The 18506-nt window shown below is 71.9% G+C and carries 21 protein-coding genes; 11 read left to right on the forward strand and 10 right to left on the reverse strand.

Annotated elements, in window-relative coordinates; all coding sequences use genetic code 11:
- Positions 1–2: 2 nt before the first annotated feature.
- The 8 genes from AC3RKB_RS03055 to AC3RKB_RS03090 all read left to right on the forward strand — a co-directional run bounded on the left by AC3RKB_RS03055 (position 3) and on the right by AC3RKB_RS03090 (position 8451).
- Positions 3–1595, forward strand: a complete 1593-nt coding sequence (locus tag AC3RKB_RS03055) for a Na+/H+ antiporter subunit D (protein ID WP_491436737.1) — start codon at positions 3–5, stop codon at positions 1593–1595.
- Entirely contained in the window at positions 1592–2269 is a 678-nt protein-coding gene (locus AC3RKB_RS03060) for a Na+/H+ antiporter subunit E (RefSeq protein ID WP_491434506.1), read from the forward strand. The genes AC3RKB_RS03055 and AC3RKB_RS03060 overlap by 4 nt, the downstream gene beginning before the upstream one ends.
- The gene (locus AC3RKB_RS03065) at positions 2266–2538 is read left to right on the forward strand and encodes an MrpF/PhaF family protein (protein ID WP_491434507.1); all 273 of its coding nucleotides are present in this window, start codon (positions 2266–2268) and stop codon (positions 2536–2538) included. The genes AC3RKB_RS03060 and AC3RKB_RS03065 overlap by 4 nt, the downstream gene beginning before the upstream one ends.
- Complete coding sequence (gene mnhG / locus AC3RKB_RS03070) at positions 2535–2942, forward strand: monovalent cation/H(+) antiporter subunit G (protein ID WP_491434508.1); 408 nt, start codon at positions 2535–2537, stop codon at positions 2940–2942. Before AC3RKB_RS03065 ends, mnhG begins: the two co-directional genes overlap by 4 nt.
- A gap of 80 nt (positions 2943–3022) precedes the next feature.
- Entirely contained in the window at positions 3023–5305 is a 2283-nt protein-coding gene (locus tag AC3RKB_RS03075) for a hybrid sensor histidine kinase/response regulator (RefSeq protein WP_491434509.1), read from the forward strand.
- Complete coding sequence (locus tag AC3RKB_RS03080) at positions 5305–5694, forward strand: response regulator (RefSeq protein ID WP_491434510.1); 390 nt, start codon at positions 5305–5307, stop codon at positions 5692–5694. Before AC3RKB_RS03075 ends, AC3RKB_RS03080 begins: the two co-directional genes overlap by 1 nt.
- Positions 5684–6829 (forward strand): adenylate/guanylate cyclase domain-containing protein, encoded by a 1146-nt coding sequence (locus AC3RKB_RS03085; RefSeq protein ID WP_491434511.1) that lies wholly within the window; start codon positions 5684–5686, stop codon positions 6827–6829. The genes AC3RKB_RS03080 and AC3RKB_RS03085 overlap by 11 nt, the downstream gene beginning before the upstream one ends.
- Positions 6826–8451 carry a peptide ligase PGM1-related protein gene (locus AC3RKB_RS03090; RefSeq protein WP_491434512.1) on the forward strand — a complete coding sequence of 542 codons (1626 nt, stop codon included), beginning with the start codon at positions 6826–6828 and terminating at the stop codon, positions 8449–8451. Before AC3RKB_RS03085 ends, AC3RKB_RS03090 begins: the two co-directional genes overlap by 4 nt.
- Here the strand turns inward: AC3RKB_RS03090 and AC3RKB_RS03095 are convergent.
- The 6 genes from AC3RKB_RS03095 to paaA form a co-directional block, all read right to left on the reverse strand.
- The gene (locus AC3RKB_RS03095) at positions 8435–9208 is read right to left on the reverse strand and encodes an enoyl-CoA hydratase/isomerase family protein (RefSeq protein ID WP_491434513.1); all 774 of its coding nucleotides are present in this window, start codon (positions 9206–9208) and stop codon (positions 8435–8437) included. The genes AC3RKB_RS03090 and AC3RKB_RS03095 overlap by 17 nt on opposite strands.
- Positions 9209–9348: 140 nt before the next feature.
- A complete protein-coding gene (paaE, locus tag AC3RKB_RS03100; RefSeq protein WP_491434514.1) occupies positions 9349–10542 on the reverse strand; it encodes a 1,2-phenylacetyl-CoA epoxidase subunit PaaE in 1194 nt (397 codons plus the stop codon).
- Positions 10543–10565: 23 nt separating this feature from the next.
- A complete protein-coding gene (gene paaD, locus AC3RKB_RS03105; RefSeq protein ID WP_491436738.1) occupies positions 10566–11066 on the reverse strand; it encodes a 1,2-phenylacetyl-CoA epoxidase subunit PaaD in 501 nt (166 codons plus the stop codon).
- Between the two features lie 125 nt (positions 11067–11191).
- Positions 11192–12040 (reverse strand): 1,2-phenylacetyl-CoA epoxidase subunit PaaC, encoded by an 849-nt coding sequence (gene paaC, locus AC3RKB_RS03110; RefSeq protein WP_491434515.1) that lies wholly within the window; start codon positions 12038–12040, stop codon positions 11192–11194.
- Entirely contained in the window at positions 12037–12342 is a 306-nt protein-coding gene (gene paaB, locus AC3RKB_RS03115) for a 1,2-phenylacetyl-CoA epoxidase subunit PaaB (RefSeq protein ID WP_491434516.1), read from the reverse strand. Before paaB ends, paaC begins: the two co-directional genes overlap by 4 nt.
- Before the next feature lie 70 nt (positions 12343–12412).
- Positions 12413–13384, reverse strand: coding sequence for a 1,2-phenylacetyl-CoA epoxidase subunit PaaA (gene paaA, locus AC3RKB_RS03120; RefSeq protein ID WP_491434517.1), 972 nt, complete (start codon positions 13382–13384; stop codon positions 12413–12415).
- 150 nt (positions 13385–13534) lie between these two features.
- Here paaA and paaI point away from each other — a divergent pair, with 150 nt between their 5' ends.
- From paaI to AC3RKB_RS03135, 3 genes are read left to right on the forward strand one after another with little or no spacing between them, the layout of a single operon-like run.
- Complete coding sequence (paaI, locus tag AC3RKB_RS03125; protein ID WP_491434518.1) at positions 13535–13999, forward strand: hydroxyphenylacetyl-CoA thioesterase PaaI; 465 nt, start codon at positions 13535–13537, stop codon at positions 13997–13999.
- A gap of 22 nt (positions 14000–14021) precedes the next feature.
- Positions 14022–15368 carry a phenylacetate--CoA ligase PaaK gene (gene paaK, locus AC3RKB_RS03130; RefSeq protein ID WP_491434519.1) on the forward strand — a complete coding sequence of 449 codons (1347 nt, stop codon included), beginning with the start codon at positions 14022–14024 and terminating at the stop codon, positions 15366–15368.
- Positions 15369–15402: 34 nt separating this feature from the next.
- Positions 15403–16026 carry a TetR/AcrR family transcriptional regulator gene (locus AC3RKB_RS03135; RefSeq protein ID WP_491434520.1) on the forward strand — a complete coding sequence of 208 codons (624 nt, stop codon included), beginning with the start codon at positions 15403–15405 and terminating at the stop codon, positions 16024–16026.
- 61 nt (positions 16027–16087) lie between these two features.
- On the opposite strand, the gene AC3RKB_RS03140 is transcribed toward AC3RKB_RS03135, so the two are convergent.
- The 4 genes from AC3RKB_RS03140 to AC3RKB_RS03155 are packed head-to-tail and all read right to left on the reverse strand — an operon-like array spanning position 16088 to position 18492.
- Positions 16088–16885, reverse strand: coding sequence for an ABC transporter permease (locus AC3RKB_RS03140; protein WP_491434521.1), 798 nt, complete (start codon positions 16883–16885; stop codon positions 16088–16090).
- Positions 16882–17628 (reverse strand): ABC transporter ATP-binding protein, encoded by a 747-nt coding sequence (locus AC3RKB_RS03145; RefSeq protein WP_491434522.1) that lies wholly within the window; start codon positions 17626–17628, stop codon positions 16882–16884. Before AC3RKB_RS03145 ends, AC3RKB_RS03140 begins: the two co-directional genes overlap by 4 nt.
- Positions 17625–18191, reverse strand: a complete 567-nt coding sequence (locus AC3RKB_RS03150; protein ID WP_491434523.1) for a TetR/AcrR family transcriptional regulator — start codon at positions 18189–18191, stop codon at positions 17625–17627. The genes AC3RKB_RS03145 and AC3RKB_RS03150 overlap by 4 nt, the downstream gene beginning before the upstream one ends.
- Before the next feature lie 52 nt (positions 18192–18243).
- Entirely contained in the window at positions 18244–18492 is a 249-nt protein-coding gene (locus tag AC3RKB_RS03155; RefSeq protein ID WP_491434524.1) for a hypothetical protein, read from the reverse strand.
- Positions 18493–18506 lie beyond the last annotated feature (14 nt).

The following is an 18506-nucleotide window of genomic DNA, read 5'->3' on the forward strand; positions in this document are numbered from 1 at the left end:
TGATGGTGCTGCTGCCGCTGCTCGGCGCGGCGACAGCGCTGATCCTCGGCCGGCGCCTGCGCGCGCAGATGGCGGTGTCGACGGGCGTGCTGGCCGCCGTCGCGGTGATCGCCGCGGTGCTGCTCGCCGAGGTCGACGGGGCCGACGCGGGCATCGTCGTGGCGGTCGGCGCGTGGCCGCCGCCGTTCGGCATCGTGCTCGTCGTCGACCGGCTCTCGGCGATCATGATCATCATCTCGGCGCTCATGCTGCTCGGGGTGCTCGTCTACGCCGTCGGCCAGGGCATCGCCGACCAGCATCGCGAGACGCCGGTGTCGATCTTCCACCCGGCGTACCTGATCCTCTCGGCGGGCGTCTTCAACGCCTTCATCGCGGGCGACCTCTTCAACCTCTACGTCGGCTTCGAGATCCTGCTCTCGGCGAGCTACGTTCTCCTCACGCTCGGCGGCACGGGCGAGCGGATCCGCGCGGGCGTGACGTACATCATCGTGAGCCTCGTGTCGTCGCTCTTCTTCCTCAGCGCGATCGCGCTGGTCTACGGCGCCACGGGCACCGCGAACATCGCGCAGCTCTCGGTGCGTCTCGCCGAACTCCCGCAGGACATCCAGCTGATCCTGCACCTGCTGCTGCTCATCGCGTTCGGCATCAAGGCGGCGGTCTTCCCGCTCTCCTTCTGGCTGCCCGACTCGTACCCGACCGCGCCCGCCCCGGTCACGGCGGTGTTCGCGGGCCTGCTCACGAAGGTCGGCGTCTACGCGATCATCCGCACCGAGACCGTGCTCTTCCCCGAGAGCGACCTCACGACGCTGTTCCTCGTCATCGGCGGGCTGACGATGGCGGTCGGCATCCTCGGCGCGCTCACGCAGGCCGACATCAAGCGACTGCTGTCGTTCACGCTCGTCAGCCACATCGGCTACATGATCTTCGGCATCGGCCTCGCGAGCGTCGCCGGCCTCGCCGCCACGATCTACTACGTGATCCACCACATCAGCGTCCAGACCACGCTGTTCCTCACGACGGGCCTCATCGAGCGGTTCGGCGGGTCGACGTCGATCACGCGCCTCGGCGGGCTCCGTCGTGCGTCGCCGCTGCTCGCCATCCTGTTCTTCGTGCCGGCGATGAACCTCGGCGGCATTCCTCCGTTCTCGGGCTTCCTCGGCAAGGTGGGCCTGTTCATCGCCGGGGCGGATGCCGCGGACGGCACGACCGCGACCGAGACCCTCGGCACCTCGGCGACCGGTCCCGACTGGCTGATCTGGGTCGTCGTGGCGGTCGGCGCCGCAACCTCGCTCGTCACCCTGTACGCGCTCGCCCGGTTCTGGAACCTCGCGTTCTGGCGCCCGCGCGGCGAGCTCGAGGGGTACCGCTCCCGCCTCATCGACTCAGTGCAGGAGGCCCCCGCGGGCGCGACCATGGTCGAGACCCGCACGACCCCGATCATGATGCTGGCCGCCACGGCGGCCATGGTCGCGCTGACCGTGGCGCTCACGGTGTTCGCCGGCCCGCTGTACGAGCTCTCCGGCCGCGCGGCCGAGAACCTCCGCGACCCGGGCACGTACGTCTCGCTGGTCTTCCCCGAGGGGGTGGGACGATGAGCGAGCTCACCCGATGGCAGGCCGTGTGGCGCCAGGCGCCCCTGCTCGTCGGCCTCGTCGTGCTCTGGGTGTTCCTCTGGGACCACGTCGACGTGCTCACGATCACCACCGGGATCGTGCTGGCCATCGCGGTCACGCGCACGCTCTACCTTCCGCCCGTGCTGCTGAGCGGCCGATTCGACCCGTGGCGCGGCCTCCTGCTCGGCCTCCGCATGATGTTCGACGTGGTGCGGGCGTCCATCCAGGTCGCGTTCCGCGCCGTGTGGCCGGGGTGGAAGCCCACGAACGCGATCATCGCCGTGCAGCTGCTCACGCGATCCGACCTCGTCACGACGCTCACCGCCGAGGCGATCTCGGTGGTGCCCGGCACGGTCGTCGTCGACATCGATCGCGAGCGCGGGCTGCTCTACCTCCACGCGCTCGGCACGCGGAACGCCGACGACCTCGACCACGTCCGGCGTCAGGTGCTCGGCACCGAGGAGCGGATCGTGCTCGCGATCGGCACGCGCGAGCAGGCCGCCGCGGTCCGCGAGGCCCGCCGTCACCGGCGCGCGACCAGCAGCCGTCCCGTCTCGCCCGAGCCCGCCGAGGTGCCGCCGCACGTGGCCCGCGAGATCGCGCCCGAACAGGCCGCGCCGAGCCATCCGCTCGATGAACGGAAGGACGACGCATGAGCCCGCTCGTGATCATGGGCCTCGCGGCCGGCGTCATGTTCGGCATCGGCGCGATCGCCGCCCTCGTGCGACTGATCACGGGCCCCTCGATCCTCGACCGGGCGCTCGCGACCGACGTGCTGCTCGCCATCGCGATCTGCGGCCTCGGCGCCGAGATGGCGATCAACCGGCACACCGACACGCTCGTCGTCATGCTCGTGCTGGCGCTGTTCGCGATCGTGGGCTCGATCGCGATCGCGCGCTTCATCTCGAAGGAGGATGCCTCGTGAACGCCGCGGAGCTCGGCATCGGGGCGCTCATCCTGCTGAGCGGGTTCCTGTCGATGGCCGCCGGGATCGGCGTGCTCCGCTTCCCCGACGTGCTCACCCGCCTCCACGCGGCGACCAAGCCGCAGGTGCTCGGTCTCGCGGTCGTGCTGCTCACGATCGTGCTGCGCGTGCCGACCTGGGGCGTGCTCTCGACCGTCGTGCTCGTCATGACCTTCCAGCTGCTCACGCAGCCGATGACCGCGCACATGCTCGGACGCGCCGCCTACCGCTCCGAGAACGTGCGCCGCGACCTGCTGATCGAGGACGACCTCGGGCACGACATCGCCGAGCACGAGCACGAGCACGAGGACTCGCAGGGCTCGCTCGATCACGCTTCCGAGCCCGGGGACGGCCGCCCGCGCTGACGCCATTGCGCGCCCGAACGGCCCGGGAGGACAATGACCCCGTAGTCGCGTGCGCGCGATCGGTCCCTCAAGGGGGGAGCATGGCCGGCGAGCGAGGTCATCTGGTCGACGAGGAGGAGTTCCGACGCCTCCAGCGTGACTACACCGACGCCACCGAGCAGTTCGCGGCGATGAGCGAGGTGCTGACCGCCCTCGGCCGGTCGGCGTCCGATCCCGACGCGGTGCTCGACACCGTCGTGGAGAGCGCGCGGCGCCTGTGCCGCTGCGAGGCCGCCCAGGTGTACCTCATCGACGGCGACCAGTTCGTGCTGTCCTCGTCCGTCGGCCTGTCCGAGGAGTTCGTGCGATACGTCGACGAGCACCCGTTCCAGCGCGATCGCCGGACCCTCATCGGACGGGTCACGCTCGATCGGAAGGTCCAGCAGATCGGCGACGTCCTCAGCGATCCGGAGTACGGACGGCAGGACGTCCAGGAGATCGCGCAGTACCGCACGCTCGTGTCCGCGCCGATGCTGCTCGACGACGACGTGGTCGGGGCGCTCTCGCTGTGGCGCACCGAGGTCGACCCGTTCGACGAGCGCGCGATCGCGCTGCTCGAGGCGTTCGCCGCGCAGGCGGCCATCGTCGTGCGCAACGTCCACCTCGTGCGCGAGCTCGAGGAACGCGGCGTCGAGCTCGCGAGGCGGGTCGAGCAGCTCGAGGCGCTGAGCGAGGTCGGCGGCGTGGTGAGTTCCAGCCTCGTGCTCGACGAGGTGCTGCAGAACATCATCATGAACGCCGTCCGGTTCTCCGGATGCGACGGCGGCTCGATCATGGAGTACGTCGAGGACGAGCGGTGCTTCTCCGTCCGCAGCGCCTACGCCAGCAGCGCCGAGCTGCTCCGCAAGCTCCGCAGGATCCGGGTCGAGCTCGAGACCACGCTCGTCGGGCGGGCCGCGCGCGAGGGGCATCCGATCGCCGTCGCCGACCTCGACACCGTCGAGCTCGATCCGCACCTGAAGCTCCTGCACGACGACGGATGGCGCTCCGTGCTCGCCGTTCCCGTGCTGCGCGGCGAGCGGATCATCGGTGCGCTGGTCGTGCGACGCAAGCGGCCCGGGACGTTCTCGGACGAGACGGTCGAGTTCCTCGAGACCTTCGCGAGCCAGTCGGCGCTCGCGGTCTGGAACGCGCAGCTGTTCCGCGAGCTCGAGACGAAGACCGCCGAGCTGCAGGTCGTCAGCCAGCACAAGTCCGAGTTCCTGGCGAGCATGTCGCACGAGCTCCGCACCCCGCTGAACGCGGTCATCGGCTTCTCGGAGGTCCTGCTCGAGCGCATGTTCGGCGAGCTCAACGACCGCCAGGACGAGTACCTCCGCGACATCCTGAGCTCGGGCCGGCACCTGCTGCAGCTGCTCAACGACATCCTCGATCTCTCGAAGGTCGAAGCGGGGCGGATGGAGCTGACCACGTCCAAGTTCTCGATGCGCTCGGTCATGGAGTACGGGATCTCGATGGTGCGCGAGCGCGCCGGGCTCCACGGCATCGCGCTCACGCTCGACGTCGATCCGGCCGTCGACGGCATCGACTCCGACGAGCTGCGGGTCAAGCAGGTCCTCGTGAACCTGCTGAGCAACGCGGTGAAGTTCACGCCCGACGGCGGGCACGTCTCCGTCGCCGCCCGGCGCGTGGGCGACGACGTCGAGGTCACCGTGACCGACGACGGCAACGGGATCCCGCCGGAGGACCGCGAGCGCATCTTCGAGTCGTTCCAGCAGGGGCGACGCGGCGCGCAGCACGAGGAGGGCACCGGACTCGGTCTGACCCTGTGCCGCCGGATCGTGTCGCTCCTCGGCGGCCGGATGTGGCTCGAGTCGGAGCTCGGCGCCGGGAGCACGTTCGGCTTCACGGTGCCGGTCAGCCGCCCCGCCGAGGAGCGGCCCGAGGCGACCGGCGACGAGGGGCACCTGCCGATCGTGCTGGTCGTCGACGACGATCGCGCGTCGCTCGACCTGATGGCGGCCTACCTCGACGGCCTGGGCGTGCGCGTGGTGCTCGCGCGGGACGGGCGCGAGGGGCTCGAGCTGATCGGCGCCCTCGGCCCGGCGGCCGTCATCCTCGACATCCGGCTCCCGGGCCTGGACGGCTGGGAGGTGCTCGGCCGGCTGCGCGAGGACGCCTCGACCCGGGCGATCCCCGTGATCGTCGTCTCCATCCTCGACGAGCGGTCGCGGGGCCTCGCGCTCGGCGCGGCCGACTACCTCATCAAGCCCGTCGGCCGCGAGGAACTGGTCGGGGCGCTGCGCCGCGTCGGCGTCGCGCCGTCCACGGCGACGCCCGCGGGCGAGGGCCCGCCGCCCGTCCCGTCGCGAGGGGCGAGCTGATGTCGGGGCACCGCATCCTCGTCGTCGAGGACAACCCGCTGAACCTCAAGCTCGTCCGCGACGTGCTCACGGCGTACGGGTACGAGGTCGTCGAGGCGCAGACCGGCGAGGACGGCGTCAGCCTCGCGGCCACCTGCTCGCCCGACCTGGTGCTCATGGACCTGCAGCTTCCCGGCATCGACGGGTACGAGGCGCTGCGGCGCATCCGGCAGGACCCGCGCATCGGCGAGGTGCCCGTCGTGGCCCTCACGGCGTTCGCCATGCGGGAGGACCGCGAACGCACCGCGGACGCGGGCTTCGACGGCTACCTCAGCAAGCCGATCAGCGTCCGCGAGCTGCCGACGCAGGTCGACGACTTCCTCAGCGACGGACACCGCGATGCCCGATGAGCCCGTCACGATCCTCGCGGTGGACGACCTGCCGCAGAACCTGCGCCTGCTCGACGCGGTGCTCAGCCCGCGCGGCTACCGGGTGCTGACCGCGACATCCGGTGAAGAGGCCCTCGCGATGCTGCCCGGCTCGGGGGCCGACCTCGTGCTCCTCGACATCGTGATGCCGGGGATCGACGGCTACGAGGTGTGCCGCCGCATCCGACGGACCCCGGGGCTGGAGTTCCTGCCGGTGGTGATGATCACCGCGAGCGGCGACCAGGAGAAGCTCCGCGCGATCGAGGCCGGGGCCGACGACTTCGTCAACAAGCCGTTCGACCAGGGCGAGCTGCTCGCGCGCGTCGCCAACCTCGCCCGGATCAAGCGCTACCAGGACACCGTGGAACGCCAGGCGGCCGAGCTCGCGGAGTGGAACTCCCGGCTCGAGGCACGCGTCAGCGCGCAGGTCGACGAGCTGCAGCGGGTCAACCGCCTGCGCCGCTTCCTGCCCCCGCAGGTGGTGGACCTCGTGATCGACTCGGGCGACGAGCAGTTCCTCGGCAGCCACCGCCGCGAGATCGTGGTCGTCTTCTGCGACCTCCGCGGGTTCACCGCCTTCGCCGAGGCGAGCGAGCCCGAGGAGGTCATGGGCGTGCTGGCCGAGTACCACGCGGTGCTGGGCGAGCTGATCGACCGGTTCGAGGGCACCCTCGAGCGCTTCACGGGCGACGGGCTGATGGTGTTCTTCAACGACCCGCTGCCGTGCGACGACCCGGCCGGTCGCGCCGTGACGATGGCGGTCTCGATGCGCGACCGGGTCGCCGAACTGGCCGATGGCTGGCGCCGCCGCGGCAACGACCTCGGCTTCGGGATCGGCATCGCCCAGGGCTACGCGACGCTCGGCCGGATCGGCTTCGAGGGGCGATCCGACTACGCCGCGATCGGCAGCGTGACGAACCTGGCGGCGCGCCTCTGCGCGGAGGCCGCCGCGGGCCAGATCCTCGTCGCGCAACGCGTGTTCACGGCGACCGAGGGGCTCGCGTCCGGCGAGTCGGTGGGCGGGCTCGAGCTGAAGGGGTTCAGCCGCCCGGTCCGGACGTTCGCCGTCACGGGCCTCGCGGAGCCGAGCGTGGAGAACCGGGTGGTGGGCACATGACCGAGCCGCAGTTGCTGTCCGACCTCGACGACGAGGCCCGCACCCGACGGTTCGCCGCGTTGCAGGAGCGCATGGCACCGGTCTGGGAGGCCATGGGACACGACCTCGAGGACGAGTCGGTCGTGGTGGTGCCCTCGGTCGCGGCCACGCGCACCGTCCCCGGCAGCGGCAGCCTGTCGCAGGCGTACGAGGAGCGCTTCCTGTTCCTCCTCCTGCTGCTGCGGCAACCGCGCCTCCGCATGATCTACGTCACCTCGTCGCCCATCGACCCGAGGATCGTCGAGTACTACCTGGCGCTGCTGCCCGGCGTGATCCCGAGCCACGCGCGGCGCCGCCTGTTCCTCATCGCGGTCGGCGACGCGTCGGCGAAGCCGCTCAGTGAGAAGCTCCTCGCGCGGCCGCGGCTGCTCGCCGAGATCTCGGCGCTCATCCCGAACCGCGCCCACAGCCATCTGATCCCGTACAGCACCACCCGGCTGGAACGAGACCTCGCGCTGACGTTCGGCATCCCGATGTACGGCTCCGATCCCCGGCTCGCCCGGCTCGGGAGCAAGACCGGCTGCCGCCGCCTCTTCGGCGAGGTCGGCGTCGCGTACCCGCTCGGGGCCGAGGACCTGCACGGCATCGACGACGTCGTCGACGCGATCGAGGAGCTGCTCGAGCAGCGACCCGCCATCCGAGAGGTCATCGTGAAGCTCAACGAGGGCGTCTCCGGGTCGGGCAACGCGCTCGTCGACCTGTCGGGCGTCGCGGCGCGGCCCGCGGCCGAGCGACGCGCGGCGATCGACGAGGCCGTCCGCAGCATGCGGTTGGAGGACGCCGAGGCGACCTTCGAGGCGTACGCGGCACGGCTCGAGCGCGACGGCGGCATCGTCGAGGAGCGGATCGTCGGCGAGGAGCTCCTCAGTCCGAGCGTGCAGCTGCGGGTGCTCCCGAGCGGCAGGGTCGAGCTGCTCTCCACGCACGACCAGCTCCTCGGCGGCGCGAGCGGGCAGACCTACCTGGGCTGCGTGTTCCCGGCCGACCCGGACTATTCGCGGCTCATCAGCGAGCCGGCCATGGCGATCGGCGAGCGGCTCGCCGCCGAGGGCGTGCTCGGCAGGTTCGCGGTGGACTTCGTGGTGGTGCGGGATGCCGCGGGCGGATGGACCGCGCACGCGATCGAGCTGAACCTGCGCAAGGGCGGCACGACGCATCCGTTCCTGACCCTGCAGTTCCTGACCGACGGCAGGTACGACGCGGCGACCGGACGGTTCCTCACGCCGAGCGGCGCCGAGAAGCACCTCGTCGCCACCGACCACCTCGAGTCGCCCGAGCTGCGGGCGCTCTCGATCGGCGACCTGTTCGACGCGGTCGCCGCGCACGGCCTGCACTACGACCACTCGCGGCGCGAGGGCATCGTGTTCCACATGATCAGCTCGATCACCGAGCACGGACGCGTCGGCATGACGGCCGTCGGCGACACGCCCGAGCGCGCGATGGAGCTCTACGAGGGCGCGAGGCGGGTGCTGCTCGACGAGGCACGCGAGGCCGGCATCGCCGCGGTGCTCCCCGACACGGAGCCGCCCGCGCACCGGGTGCCGGAAGGCCCCGGCCGGCCGGACCTCACGCGCGGCCTGTGAACTGCGGCGTGCGCTTCTCCTGGAACGCGGCGAACCCCTCGCGGTAGTCGTCGGTGTCGCAGAGCGCCGCCTGCGCACGGTTCTCGTCGGACATCGATCCCCACAGCCCGAGGCGGTGGTCGCGCAGGTCGGCGATGAGCCGCTTCGAGGCGACGAAGGCCTGGGTGGGGCCGGATGCCGCGGTGCGGGCCGCGTCGCGGGCGGCATCCGTCACCTCGTCGGCCGGGAACACCTGCGAGAACAGGCCCGCGGCCACCGCCTCGGCGCCCGACATGAGCCGTCCGGTGACGATGAGGTCCATCGCGCGGTGCGCGCCGAGCCGCTCGTAGAACAGCGCGTGCCCGCCCGAGTCGAGGGTCGCGCCGAGGTTCTTGAACGGCGAGCCGATCTTGGCGGAGTCGGCGACGTAGACGATGTCGGACGCGATGAGCAGGCCGAGGCCGACGCCGAGGCAGGCGCCGTGCGCGACCGCGAACGTGGGCGCGGGGAACCGCGCCATCCGCTTCAGCAGCGGCTCGACCAGCCCGCCGAGGTAGCCCTGCACGTCGTCGTCGCGCGGGTCGACGCCGGCGATGTCGCGGCCCGCGCAGAACGCGCGCCCCTCGCCGCGCAGCACGAGCGCGCGGACGCCCGCATACTCGGCATGCTCGTACGCCGCGCCGAGCTCGGCGATCGCCGCCTCGCCCAGCGCGTTGAGCTTCTCGGGTGCGTTCAGCACCACCTCGGCCACGCCGTCGTGGATCTCGAGCTCGATCATCGCAGTCCTCTCCTCATCGAGTGATGCCGTTCGCGTCCAGTGTGGCCGTTGCAGCGGTAACCGTCGCCGGGAGCGGAAACATTCGGCGCGGGGTGCGGCCGCGGGTGCGAGCGCTGGCGCGGCCGCATGCCCGCGGGCGGCTACACGTCGTAGTCCACCACGACGCGGTCGGATGTCGCGTGCGACTGGCAGGTGAGCACGTAGCCGCGCTCGAGCTCGTCGGGCTCCAGCGCGTAGTTCTCGGTCATGTTCACGCTGCCGTCGACGACGCGCGCCCGGCAGGTGCCGCACACGCCGCCCGCGCACGCGAACGGCACGTCGCCGCGCACGCGCAGCGCCGCGTTGAGGATCGACTCGTTCGCGCTCACCGGGCTCTCCACCGTCGACGACAGGCCGTCGAGCGTGAACTCGATCTCGACCGTCTTCTCGCCGCGCTCGACGACCACCGGGCGCCCGTGACGGGGTTCGGTCGCGCGGTCGGCGTCGGTCGTGAACAGCTCGTATCGAACCCGGCCGGATGGCACGCCGCGCGCCTCGAGGGTGTCGCGCGCGAGCTGCACGAGCTCGAACGGCCCGCACAGGAACCACTCGTCGACCGTGGCCGGCGGGATCAGCGCGTCGAGCATGCGCTCGAGCTTCTCCGCGTCGATGCGGCCCGAGAGGAGCGGCGCGGTGCGCTGCTCGCGCGAGAGCACGTGGTGCAGCGCGAGCCGGGCCGGGTAGCGGTCCTTCAGCTCGGCGAGCTCCTCGAGGAACATCACGTCGCGCGTCGACCGGTTCGTGTACACCAGCGTGAAGCGGGCGTCGTCGGAGCGCGCGAGCACCGTGTGCGCGAGCGCCATGAGCGGCGTGATGCCCGAGCCCGCGGCGATCCCGACCACGTGCTTGCCGTCGAGCGACGCGAGTCCCGACGTGAACGTGCCCTGCGGGCTCATCACGTCGATCTCGTCGCCCGCGGCGAGCTCGGCGTTCGCCCACGTCGAGAACTGCCCGCCGAGGTCGCGCTTGATGGCGACCGACACGCTGCCGCGCACGGGCGGCCGGCAGATCGAGTACGAGCGACGCAGCTCGTGCCCGTCGAACTCGCGGCGGAGGGCGACGTACTGCCCGGGCAGGTACGTGTAGTCGTCGGCGAGCTCGTCGGGCACGGCGAAGGTGACCTCGACCGAGTCATCCGTCAGAGGACGCACCTCGGCGACCTCGAGCCGGTGGAACCGGGCGCGGCGGCGCGCCGGCGCGGTGTCGCCGCCGACCGCGCTCTGCAGGAACGCGTCGGCGATCGCCTGTGCGGGTTGAGGAGCGCCCGGCGTCGCCGGGCGCGTCTCGAAACCCATGGAACCGATGTTGATCGCGGCCATCAGAGCACCTTGAAGTAGTCGAAGGGCTCGAGGCAGTCGAGGCACTCGTAGAGCGCCTTGCACGACGTCGAGCCGAAGCGGGCGAGTTCGCGGGTGTTCAGGGAGTCGCAGCGCGGGCACTTGACCGCCATCTTCAGGCGGATCGGCCCGCCGTCGCGCACGGGCGCATGGCCCGAGGGCGCCTGGATGCCGTAGGTGCGGAGCTTGTCCTTGCCGGACTCGCTCATCCAGTCGGTGGTCCACGCCGGCGAGAGCACCATCCGCACGTCGACGTGGTCGTACCCGGCGTGCGTGAGCGCGAGCACGACGTCGTCGCGCATCGCGTCCATCGCGGGGCAGCCGCTGTAGGTCGGGGTGAGCTCGACGTGCACGGCGCCGTCGGCGTCGACGGCGACCGAGCGCAGCACGCCCAGGTCCTCGATGGTGAGCACCGGCACCTCGGGGTCGGTCACGGTCGCCGCGACGTCCCAGGCGGCGCGGGCGACCGGGTCGCTGGGCACGGGGCGCGCGAGCTCCTCGGCGGGTTTCGAGACGGCGCGGCGCGCCTCCTCAACCCTCACACCGGGCAGGTCACCGGGTTTCGAGACGGCGCTGCGCGCCTCCTCAACCCTCACACGGTCGGCGGTCACCACGACGCTCCAGGGTGCGCGCGGGCGAGCACCTGCATCTCGGCGAGCATCGGGCCGAGGTGCTCGGTGTGCTCGCCCTCCCGGCCGCGGCCGCCGACCACGAACGCGAGCCGGCCCTCGGGCCGGGCGAGGTCGGCCTCGGCGAACACCTCGTCGATCACGGCATCGAACGCCGGCCGCAGCGACGACGGCAGCGGCGCCACGCCCTGGTCCGCGAGCCGCGACGCGAGCGCGTCGTCGCGGAACAGCTCGTCGACGTACGGCCAGGTCTGCTCGACCGCGCGGATCATGCGGCGACGCGACTCGTCGGTGCCGCCGGCGAGGCGAAGCGTCCACTGGATGGCGTGGTCGCGGTGGTAGTCGACCTCCTTCGACGCCTTGGCCGCGATCGCCGCGATCGTGGCATCCGTCGAGCCCTCGAGCGCACGGTAGAGCTCGAGCAGGTAGGTCGCGACGAACAGCTGCCGTGCGATCGTGTGCGCGAAGTCGCCGTTGGGCTGCTCGAAGATCCACGCGTTTCGGAAGTCGGGCTCGTCGCGGAAGTAGGCGAGGTCGTCCTCGGACCGGCCGTCGCGCGTGCCGGCGTAGTGCAGCAGCGACCGGGCGTGGCCGAGCAGGTCGAGGGCGATGTTCGCGAGCGCGACGTCCTCCTCGAGCTCGGGCGCGCGGCTGATCCAGTCGCCGAGGCGCTGGCTGAGCACGAGCGCGTCGTCGCCGAGCCGCAGGGCGTACTCCGCGACGTCGTCGGATGCCGCATGGCCGGCCGTTGCCTCTGAGCCGGCGAGCTCCTCGGCGAGCGCGACGCGGTCGACGGTGACGTCGCCGTGCAGGTCCTCGGCACTCACAGGTGCTTCACCCCTTCGGACTTCGTGTAGTACACGGCGTGCCGGTAGTTCTTGCCCGCTGGGCTCTCGAAGAACGCGCCCTTCGCGTCGGGGTCGCTCGTGGTGACCGCGTCGGCGGGCACGACCCAGATCGAGACGCCCTCGTTGCGGCGCGTATAGAGGTCGCGCGCGTTGCGCACGGCCATGTCGGCGTCGGGCGCGTGCAGTGAGCCGACGTGCACGTGGCTCAGGCCGCGGTTGGCCCGCACGAAGACCTCCCAGAGGGGCCAAGCCTCGGTTCCGACTTCACCGGGAGTCGACATCAGTGGTTCTCCTTCTCGGTCCGGGTTTCGAGACGCTCGCTGCGCTCGCTCCTCAACCCTCGGTTGCGCGTCATGCGGCGGTCTGCTGCTTCAGTGCCTGCTTGCGGGCGTACTCTGCGGCCGCCTCGCGCACCCAGGCGCCGTCCTCGTGGGCCTCGCGCCGGCGGCGCAGGCGCTCCGCGTTGGCGGGACCGCGCCCGGCGAGCACCTCGTGGAACTCGGTCCAGTCGATCTCGCTCATGTCGTACCGCTGCTCGGCCTCGTTCCACTTCAGGTTCGGGTCGGGCAGCGTGACGCCCATCACCGCGGCCTGCGGCACGAGCATGCCGACGAAGCGCTGGCGCAGCTCGTCGTTGGAGAAGCGCTTGATGTTCCACGCCATCGACTGCGCCGAGTTCGGCGACTGGTCGTCGGGCGGGCCGAACATCATGAGCGCGGGCCAGTACCAGCGGTCCACCGACTCCTGCGCCATCCGCCGCTGCGCCTCGGTGCCCTGCATGAGTTCGAGCAGGATCTCGAAGCCCTGGCGCTGGTGGAACGACTCCTCCTTGCAGATGCGCACCATCGCGCGCCCGTACGGGCCGTATGAGGCACGGCACAGCGGCACCTGGTTGCAGATCGCGGCGCCGTCGACGAGCCATCCGATCGCGCCCATGTCGGCCCACGTCGGGGTCGTGTAGTTGAAGATCGAGGAGTACTTGGCCTTGCCCTCGATGAGCTGCTGCGTCATCTCCTCGCGGCCGATGCCGAGCGTCTGCGCGGCCGAGTAGAGGTAGAGGCCGTGGCCCGCCTCGTCCTGCACCTTCGCCATGAGGATGGCCTTGCGCTTGAGGCTCGGCGCCCGCGAGATCCAGTTCGACTCGGGCTGCATGCCGATGATCTCGGAGTGCGCGTGCTGGCTGATCTGGCGGATCAGCGTCTTGCGGTACGCGTCGGGCATCCAGTCGCGCGGCTCGATGCGCGAGTCCTGGGCGATGAGGTCGTCGAAGCGGGCCTGGGCGGCCTCGTCCTCCACGACGCTGAGCTCAGCGGGTGCGGTCATCGTCGACTCCAATGCTCTCGGGACCGGCGGGCGGCGGGACGCCGTGGCATCCGACATTACCAACCGATCGTTCAGTTAGTATAGGCTTCTGTCAAGCGTCGCGGCAACACGGCTCGCGGCGACCCCCACGCACTCGACGAGGAGCAGCGCATGACGGATGTCGCGACCGAACGCCACGACGCGGCCCAGCCGGCCGGCGAGACGACGGATGCCGCGGCATCCCGCCTCAACCGCGACATGATGCAGCGCGACCTCGCCGCCCAGTCGCTCGGCATGGTCGTCGAACGCGACGACCCCGGTCACGCCGTCGTCTCGATGCGCGTGCGCGAGGACATGACCAACGGCTTCGCCATCACCCACGGCGGGCTCGTCTTCACCCTGGCCGACACGGCCTTCGCGATCGCCTGCAACGAGGACCACCGGGTCACCGTCGCCGCGGGCGCCGACATCACCTTCCTGAAGTCCACGGTCGCCGGGCAGACGCTCACTGCGACCGCCGTGCGCCGCGCCCGCAGCGGCCGCACGGGCCTCTACGACGTGACGGTCGTCGACGAGCACGGCGACGCCGTCGCCGAGTTCCGCGGCCGCTCGATCTCCACCAACCGCACGTTCTGACCAACCCCGCTTGGAGTCCACCGTGTCGACGACGACCATTACCAGCACCGCGACCGTCTCGGGCGTCGCGCCCGCCACGCCCGACGAGCTCGACCCCGAGGAGCGCATGTCGCGCGCCGAGATCGAGGCGCTCCAGCTCGAACGCCTGCAGTGGACCGTGCGCCACGCCTACGAGAACGTGCCGCTCTACACGCGCAAGTTCGACGAGCACGGCGTGCACCCCGACGACATCCAGACCCTGGCGGATGTCGCGAAGCTGCCGTTCACGACCAAGGCCGACCTCCGCGAGACCTACCCCTTCGGCATGTTCGCCGTGCCGATGGAGCGGGTCGCGCGCATCCACGCCTCGTCGGGCACGACCGGGCGCCCGACCGTCGTCGGCTACACGCACGACGACCTCGATCGGTGGGCCTCGCTCATCGCCCGATCGCTGCGCGCGAGCGGCGTGCGCCCCGGCATGAAGGTGCACAACGCCTACGGCTACGGCCTGTTCACGGGCGGCCTCGGCGCGCACGCCGGCATCGAGAAGCTGGGCGCGACCGTCATCCCGATGTCGGGTGGCCAGACGGCTCGCCAGGTGCAGCTCATCCGCGACTTCGAGCCCGACGCGATCATGTGCACGCCGAGCTACCTGCTCACCATCGCCGACGCCATGGAGGAGGCGGGCATCGACCCGCGCTCGACCTCGCTCAAGGTCGCGATCCTCGGCGCCGAACCGTGGACGAACGAGATGCGCCGCCGCATCGAGCAGAAGCTCGGCATCGACGCCGTCGACATCTACGGCCTCTCCGAGGTCATGGGCCCCGGCGTCGGCAACGAGTGCGTCGAGACGAAGGACGGCCCGCACCTCTGGGAGGACCACTTCCTGCCCGAGGTCATCGACGGCGAGACCGGCGCGCAGCTGCCCGACGGCGAGATGGGCGAGCTCGTCTTCACGTCGCTCACCAAGGAGGCGTTCCCGGTCATCCGCTACCGCACGCGCGACCTGACGCGCCTGCTGCCCGGCACCGCCCGCCCCGGCATGCGCCGCATGGAGAAGATCACCGGGCGCAACGACGACATGATCATCCTGCGCGGGGTCAACGTCTTCCCGACGCAGATCGAGGAGCTCGTGCTCGAGATCGAGCACCTGACGCCGCACTTCATCCTCGAGCTCACCCGCACCGGGCACATGGACGACATGACCGTGCGCATCGAGCGCCACCCCGACCTGCCGGTCGATGCCTGCCAGGCCGCCACCGTGGTGCTCGCCGGGAAGATCAAGGAGTTCATCGGGTCGTCGGTGCGGGTCCAGCTCGAGGAGCCGGGCGCGCTGCCGCGCAGCGAGGGCAAGTACAAGCGCGTGTACGACCTGCGCGAGCCGCGCTGAGCCCGCGGGCCGCGGTGATGCGAGACTGAGACGGATGTCGGGGAACGGGAACGGGACGCAGCGCCGCGGGCGTCCGGGGTACGACCAGCGCGGGATCCTCGAGGTCGCCGTGGCCGCGTTCATCGAGTACGGCTACGACGCGACCTCGATGGGCGTGCTCGCCGACCGGCTCGGCCTGTCGAAGTCGGCGATCTACCACCACTTCGCCTCGAAGGACGAGATCCTCGAGCGCGCCCTCGACCTCGCGCTGAGCTCGCTCGAGGGCGTGCTCGACGAGGCCGGCGCGTCGGCCGGATCGGCCGCCGACCGGCTCGACCACGTCCTGCGCGGGGCGGTGCACGTACTGGTCGCCGAGCTGCCGTACGTGACGCTGCTGCTGCGCGTGCGCGGCAACACCGAGGTCGAACGGGCGGCGCTCGCGCGCCGGCGCGCATTCGACAAGCGCGTGACCGAGCTCGTCTCGGCCGCGCAGGCCGAGGGGTCGCTGCGCAGCGACATCGACGTGCGCGTCGTCGAGCGACTGCTGTTCGGCATGATCAACTCGATCGTCGAGTGGTACCGGCCCGGCGGGCGCGAGGATGCCGCGCGGCTCGCCGACGACGTCGTCGCGGTCGCACTCGACGGGCTCCGCATGCCGGCTCCCGTCGGCGAACGGTGATCGAGGAGCGCGATCCGCCGACCGGGATCTCGCGACCCACGTGCGTCGCGCGGCCCCGCACTCAACGATCGAGCTGGAGCCGGGCCCACGTCCACGCGCACAGCGCGCCGAACGCGAGCGGCACCGCCGGCACGAGCGCGAGCCCGACCGTCGGCGCCGAGGCCGCCTCGATCGCCCAGAGTGCGGGCGCGACGAACGGGATCCACCCGCCGACGCCGACGACCGCGAGCACCTGCGCGGTCGCGATGAGCGCCACGGTCGCGGCGATGCCCGGGAGGAGTCCGCGTCCGACCGAAGCGGCCCACGCGGCCGGGGTCGCGATCAGCGCGGTCAGGACCGCGAGGACCGGGATCCGGACGAGTTCGGCCGACCCCGCGGCATCCGTCGCCCCGAAGCCCATGACGAGGCCGGCGGCCCCGACCGATGCGGTCAGCAGCACCGCGACGATCGCGGCCCAGCCGCCGAACACCGCGAGCTTCGCCACCGCGATGGTCGAACGGCGGATCGGCAGGGCGAACAGTCCCGCGACCGTGCCGTCGGCGAACTCGCGGCCGAACAGCCAGCTGAGTGCGATGCCGAACCCGAGCAGCGCCGCCGCCGACTCGACCTGTGCGACGACGCCGACGAGGCCCGTCCAGCCGCCCTCGCCGGCCAGCGGGCCGAGCTTCGCGACGAGCCGCTCGTCGCCCGACGCGGCGCCGGCGGCCGCGCCGACCGCGAGCACGACGATGCCGACGACGAGGAACACCGTCGTCCAGAGGAGCACGCGCGAGGCGACGGCCGTGCGGGCCTCGACGGCGATCGCCGTGCCGAGCCCGTGCAGGGGGCGCGCCACGGTCGTGTGCCGCGCGCCGGTCATGCGCCGCTCCGCTCGAGGTCGTCGGCGTGCACGCGGGTGAAGAACGCGCGCTCGAGGTCGGGGCCGCCGGGGTCGAGCGTGCCGACGACCCGGCCCGCGTTGACGACTGTGATGCGATCGGCGACCCGGGCCACCTCGTCGAGGTGGTGGCTCGAGACCAGCACGCCCGCGCCGTGGGCCGCACGGGCGAGGAGCTCGGCGCGCAGCAGCAGCACGCCCGCGGGATCGAGCGCGTTCGACGGCTCGTCGAGCACCACGAGTCGCGGCCGGTGCTGGAGGGCGGCGGCGAGGCCCAGCCGCTGCCGGTTGCCGAGCGAGAGCTCGCGCACTCGGCGACGCTCGAGGCCACCGAGCCCGAACGCGGCGACGCCATGAGCGACGACCCCGCCGACCTCGCCGCGGGGCACCCCGCGCAGGCGGGCCGCCGCGGAGAGGCTCGTCACGACATCGAGCTCGCGGTAGGCGAACGGCTGCTCGACGAGCTGGCCCACCGCCGACCACGCCTCGGGCGGCGCCGCGGCGAGGTCGTGACCGAGCAGCCGCACGCGGCCGGCGTCGGGGCGCAGCATGCCGAGCAGGCACCGCAGCAGCGTCGTCTTTCCGGCGCCGTTCAGCCCGACGAGCGCGTGGATCTCGCCCGCGGCGACGTCGAGGTCGATGCCGTGGATGCCCGCGCCGTCGCGGAACCGGCGGACCAGCCCGCTCGCCTCGAGGCGCGGCTCGCGCTCGACGCCGGCGCTCATCTCACGCCCTCCGCCACGTCGAGCGCCCGCTCGATCGCGGCGCCGAGCGTCTCGACCTCGCCGTCGGCCCAGGCGTACAGCCCGGTCACGAGCGCGGCGAGCACGGCGGATGCCGCGGCACGCGCCTCGAGCGGCGGGGTGCCGTCGGCGGCCAGCCGCGCGGTGATCGCCGCCTCGGTGTTGCCGGTGCTGCGCCACATGGCGCCGCGCAGCGACGGCGTCTGCGCGGCGATCCGCACTCGCCGCCGGATCTCGGGCTGCTCGGGCTCGGGCAGCGCCCGCCAGGCCGAGCGGATGCCGCGTGCCGCACGCTGCAGCGGCGTCAGGTCGAGCGGCTGGTCGCCGATGCCGTCGGCGAGCAGCGGGTCGTACGGATCCTCGAGGACCAGCTGCTCCTTCGTCGCGAAGTACCGGAAGAAGGTCATCTGCGTGACGCCGGCCGCCGCGGCGATCTGCGCGACGGAGGTCGCGTCGTACCCCTGGCGCTCGATCAGCTCGAGGCCGTGGCCGATCAGCCGCTGCCGCGTGCGCGCGCGCTTCGAGTCGGGTGCGACGGTGGTCACGCGATAATGTTAGCGACTCACATTCTGGCTCGCAACGGCCACGTCGTGAGCGTCACGGGCAGGTCGCGCACGGCTCGTTCGCCGGGCCGCGCGCGACGAGTTGCGCGGCGGGCGAACGTCCGGCCCACCACGAGCGGATGCCGCGGCCGCCGGCCCGCACGGTCGCGTCCCGGGTGATCGCATCCTGCGTGGTCGACTCCGCACGGCGCTCGGCCGCGACGCGCTGACGTTCGAGCTCGACCGACAGTCGCTCGTCGTGCGCCGCGTGCAGGTGCGGGAAGCTGAACTCCGAGATCTGCATGATGTCCGTCTCCT

The sequence above is a fragment of the Agromyces capsici genome (genome assembly GCF_058349965.1).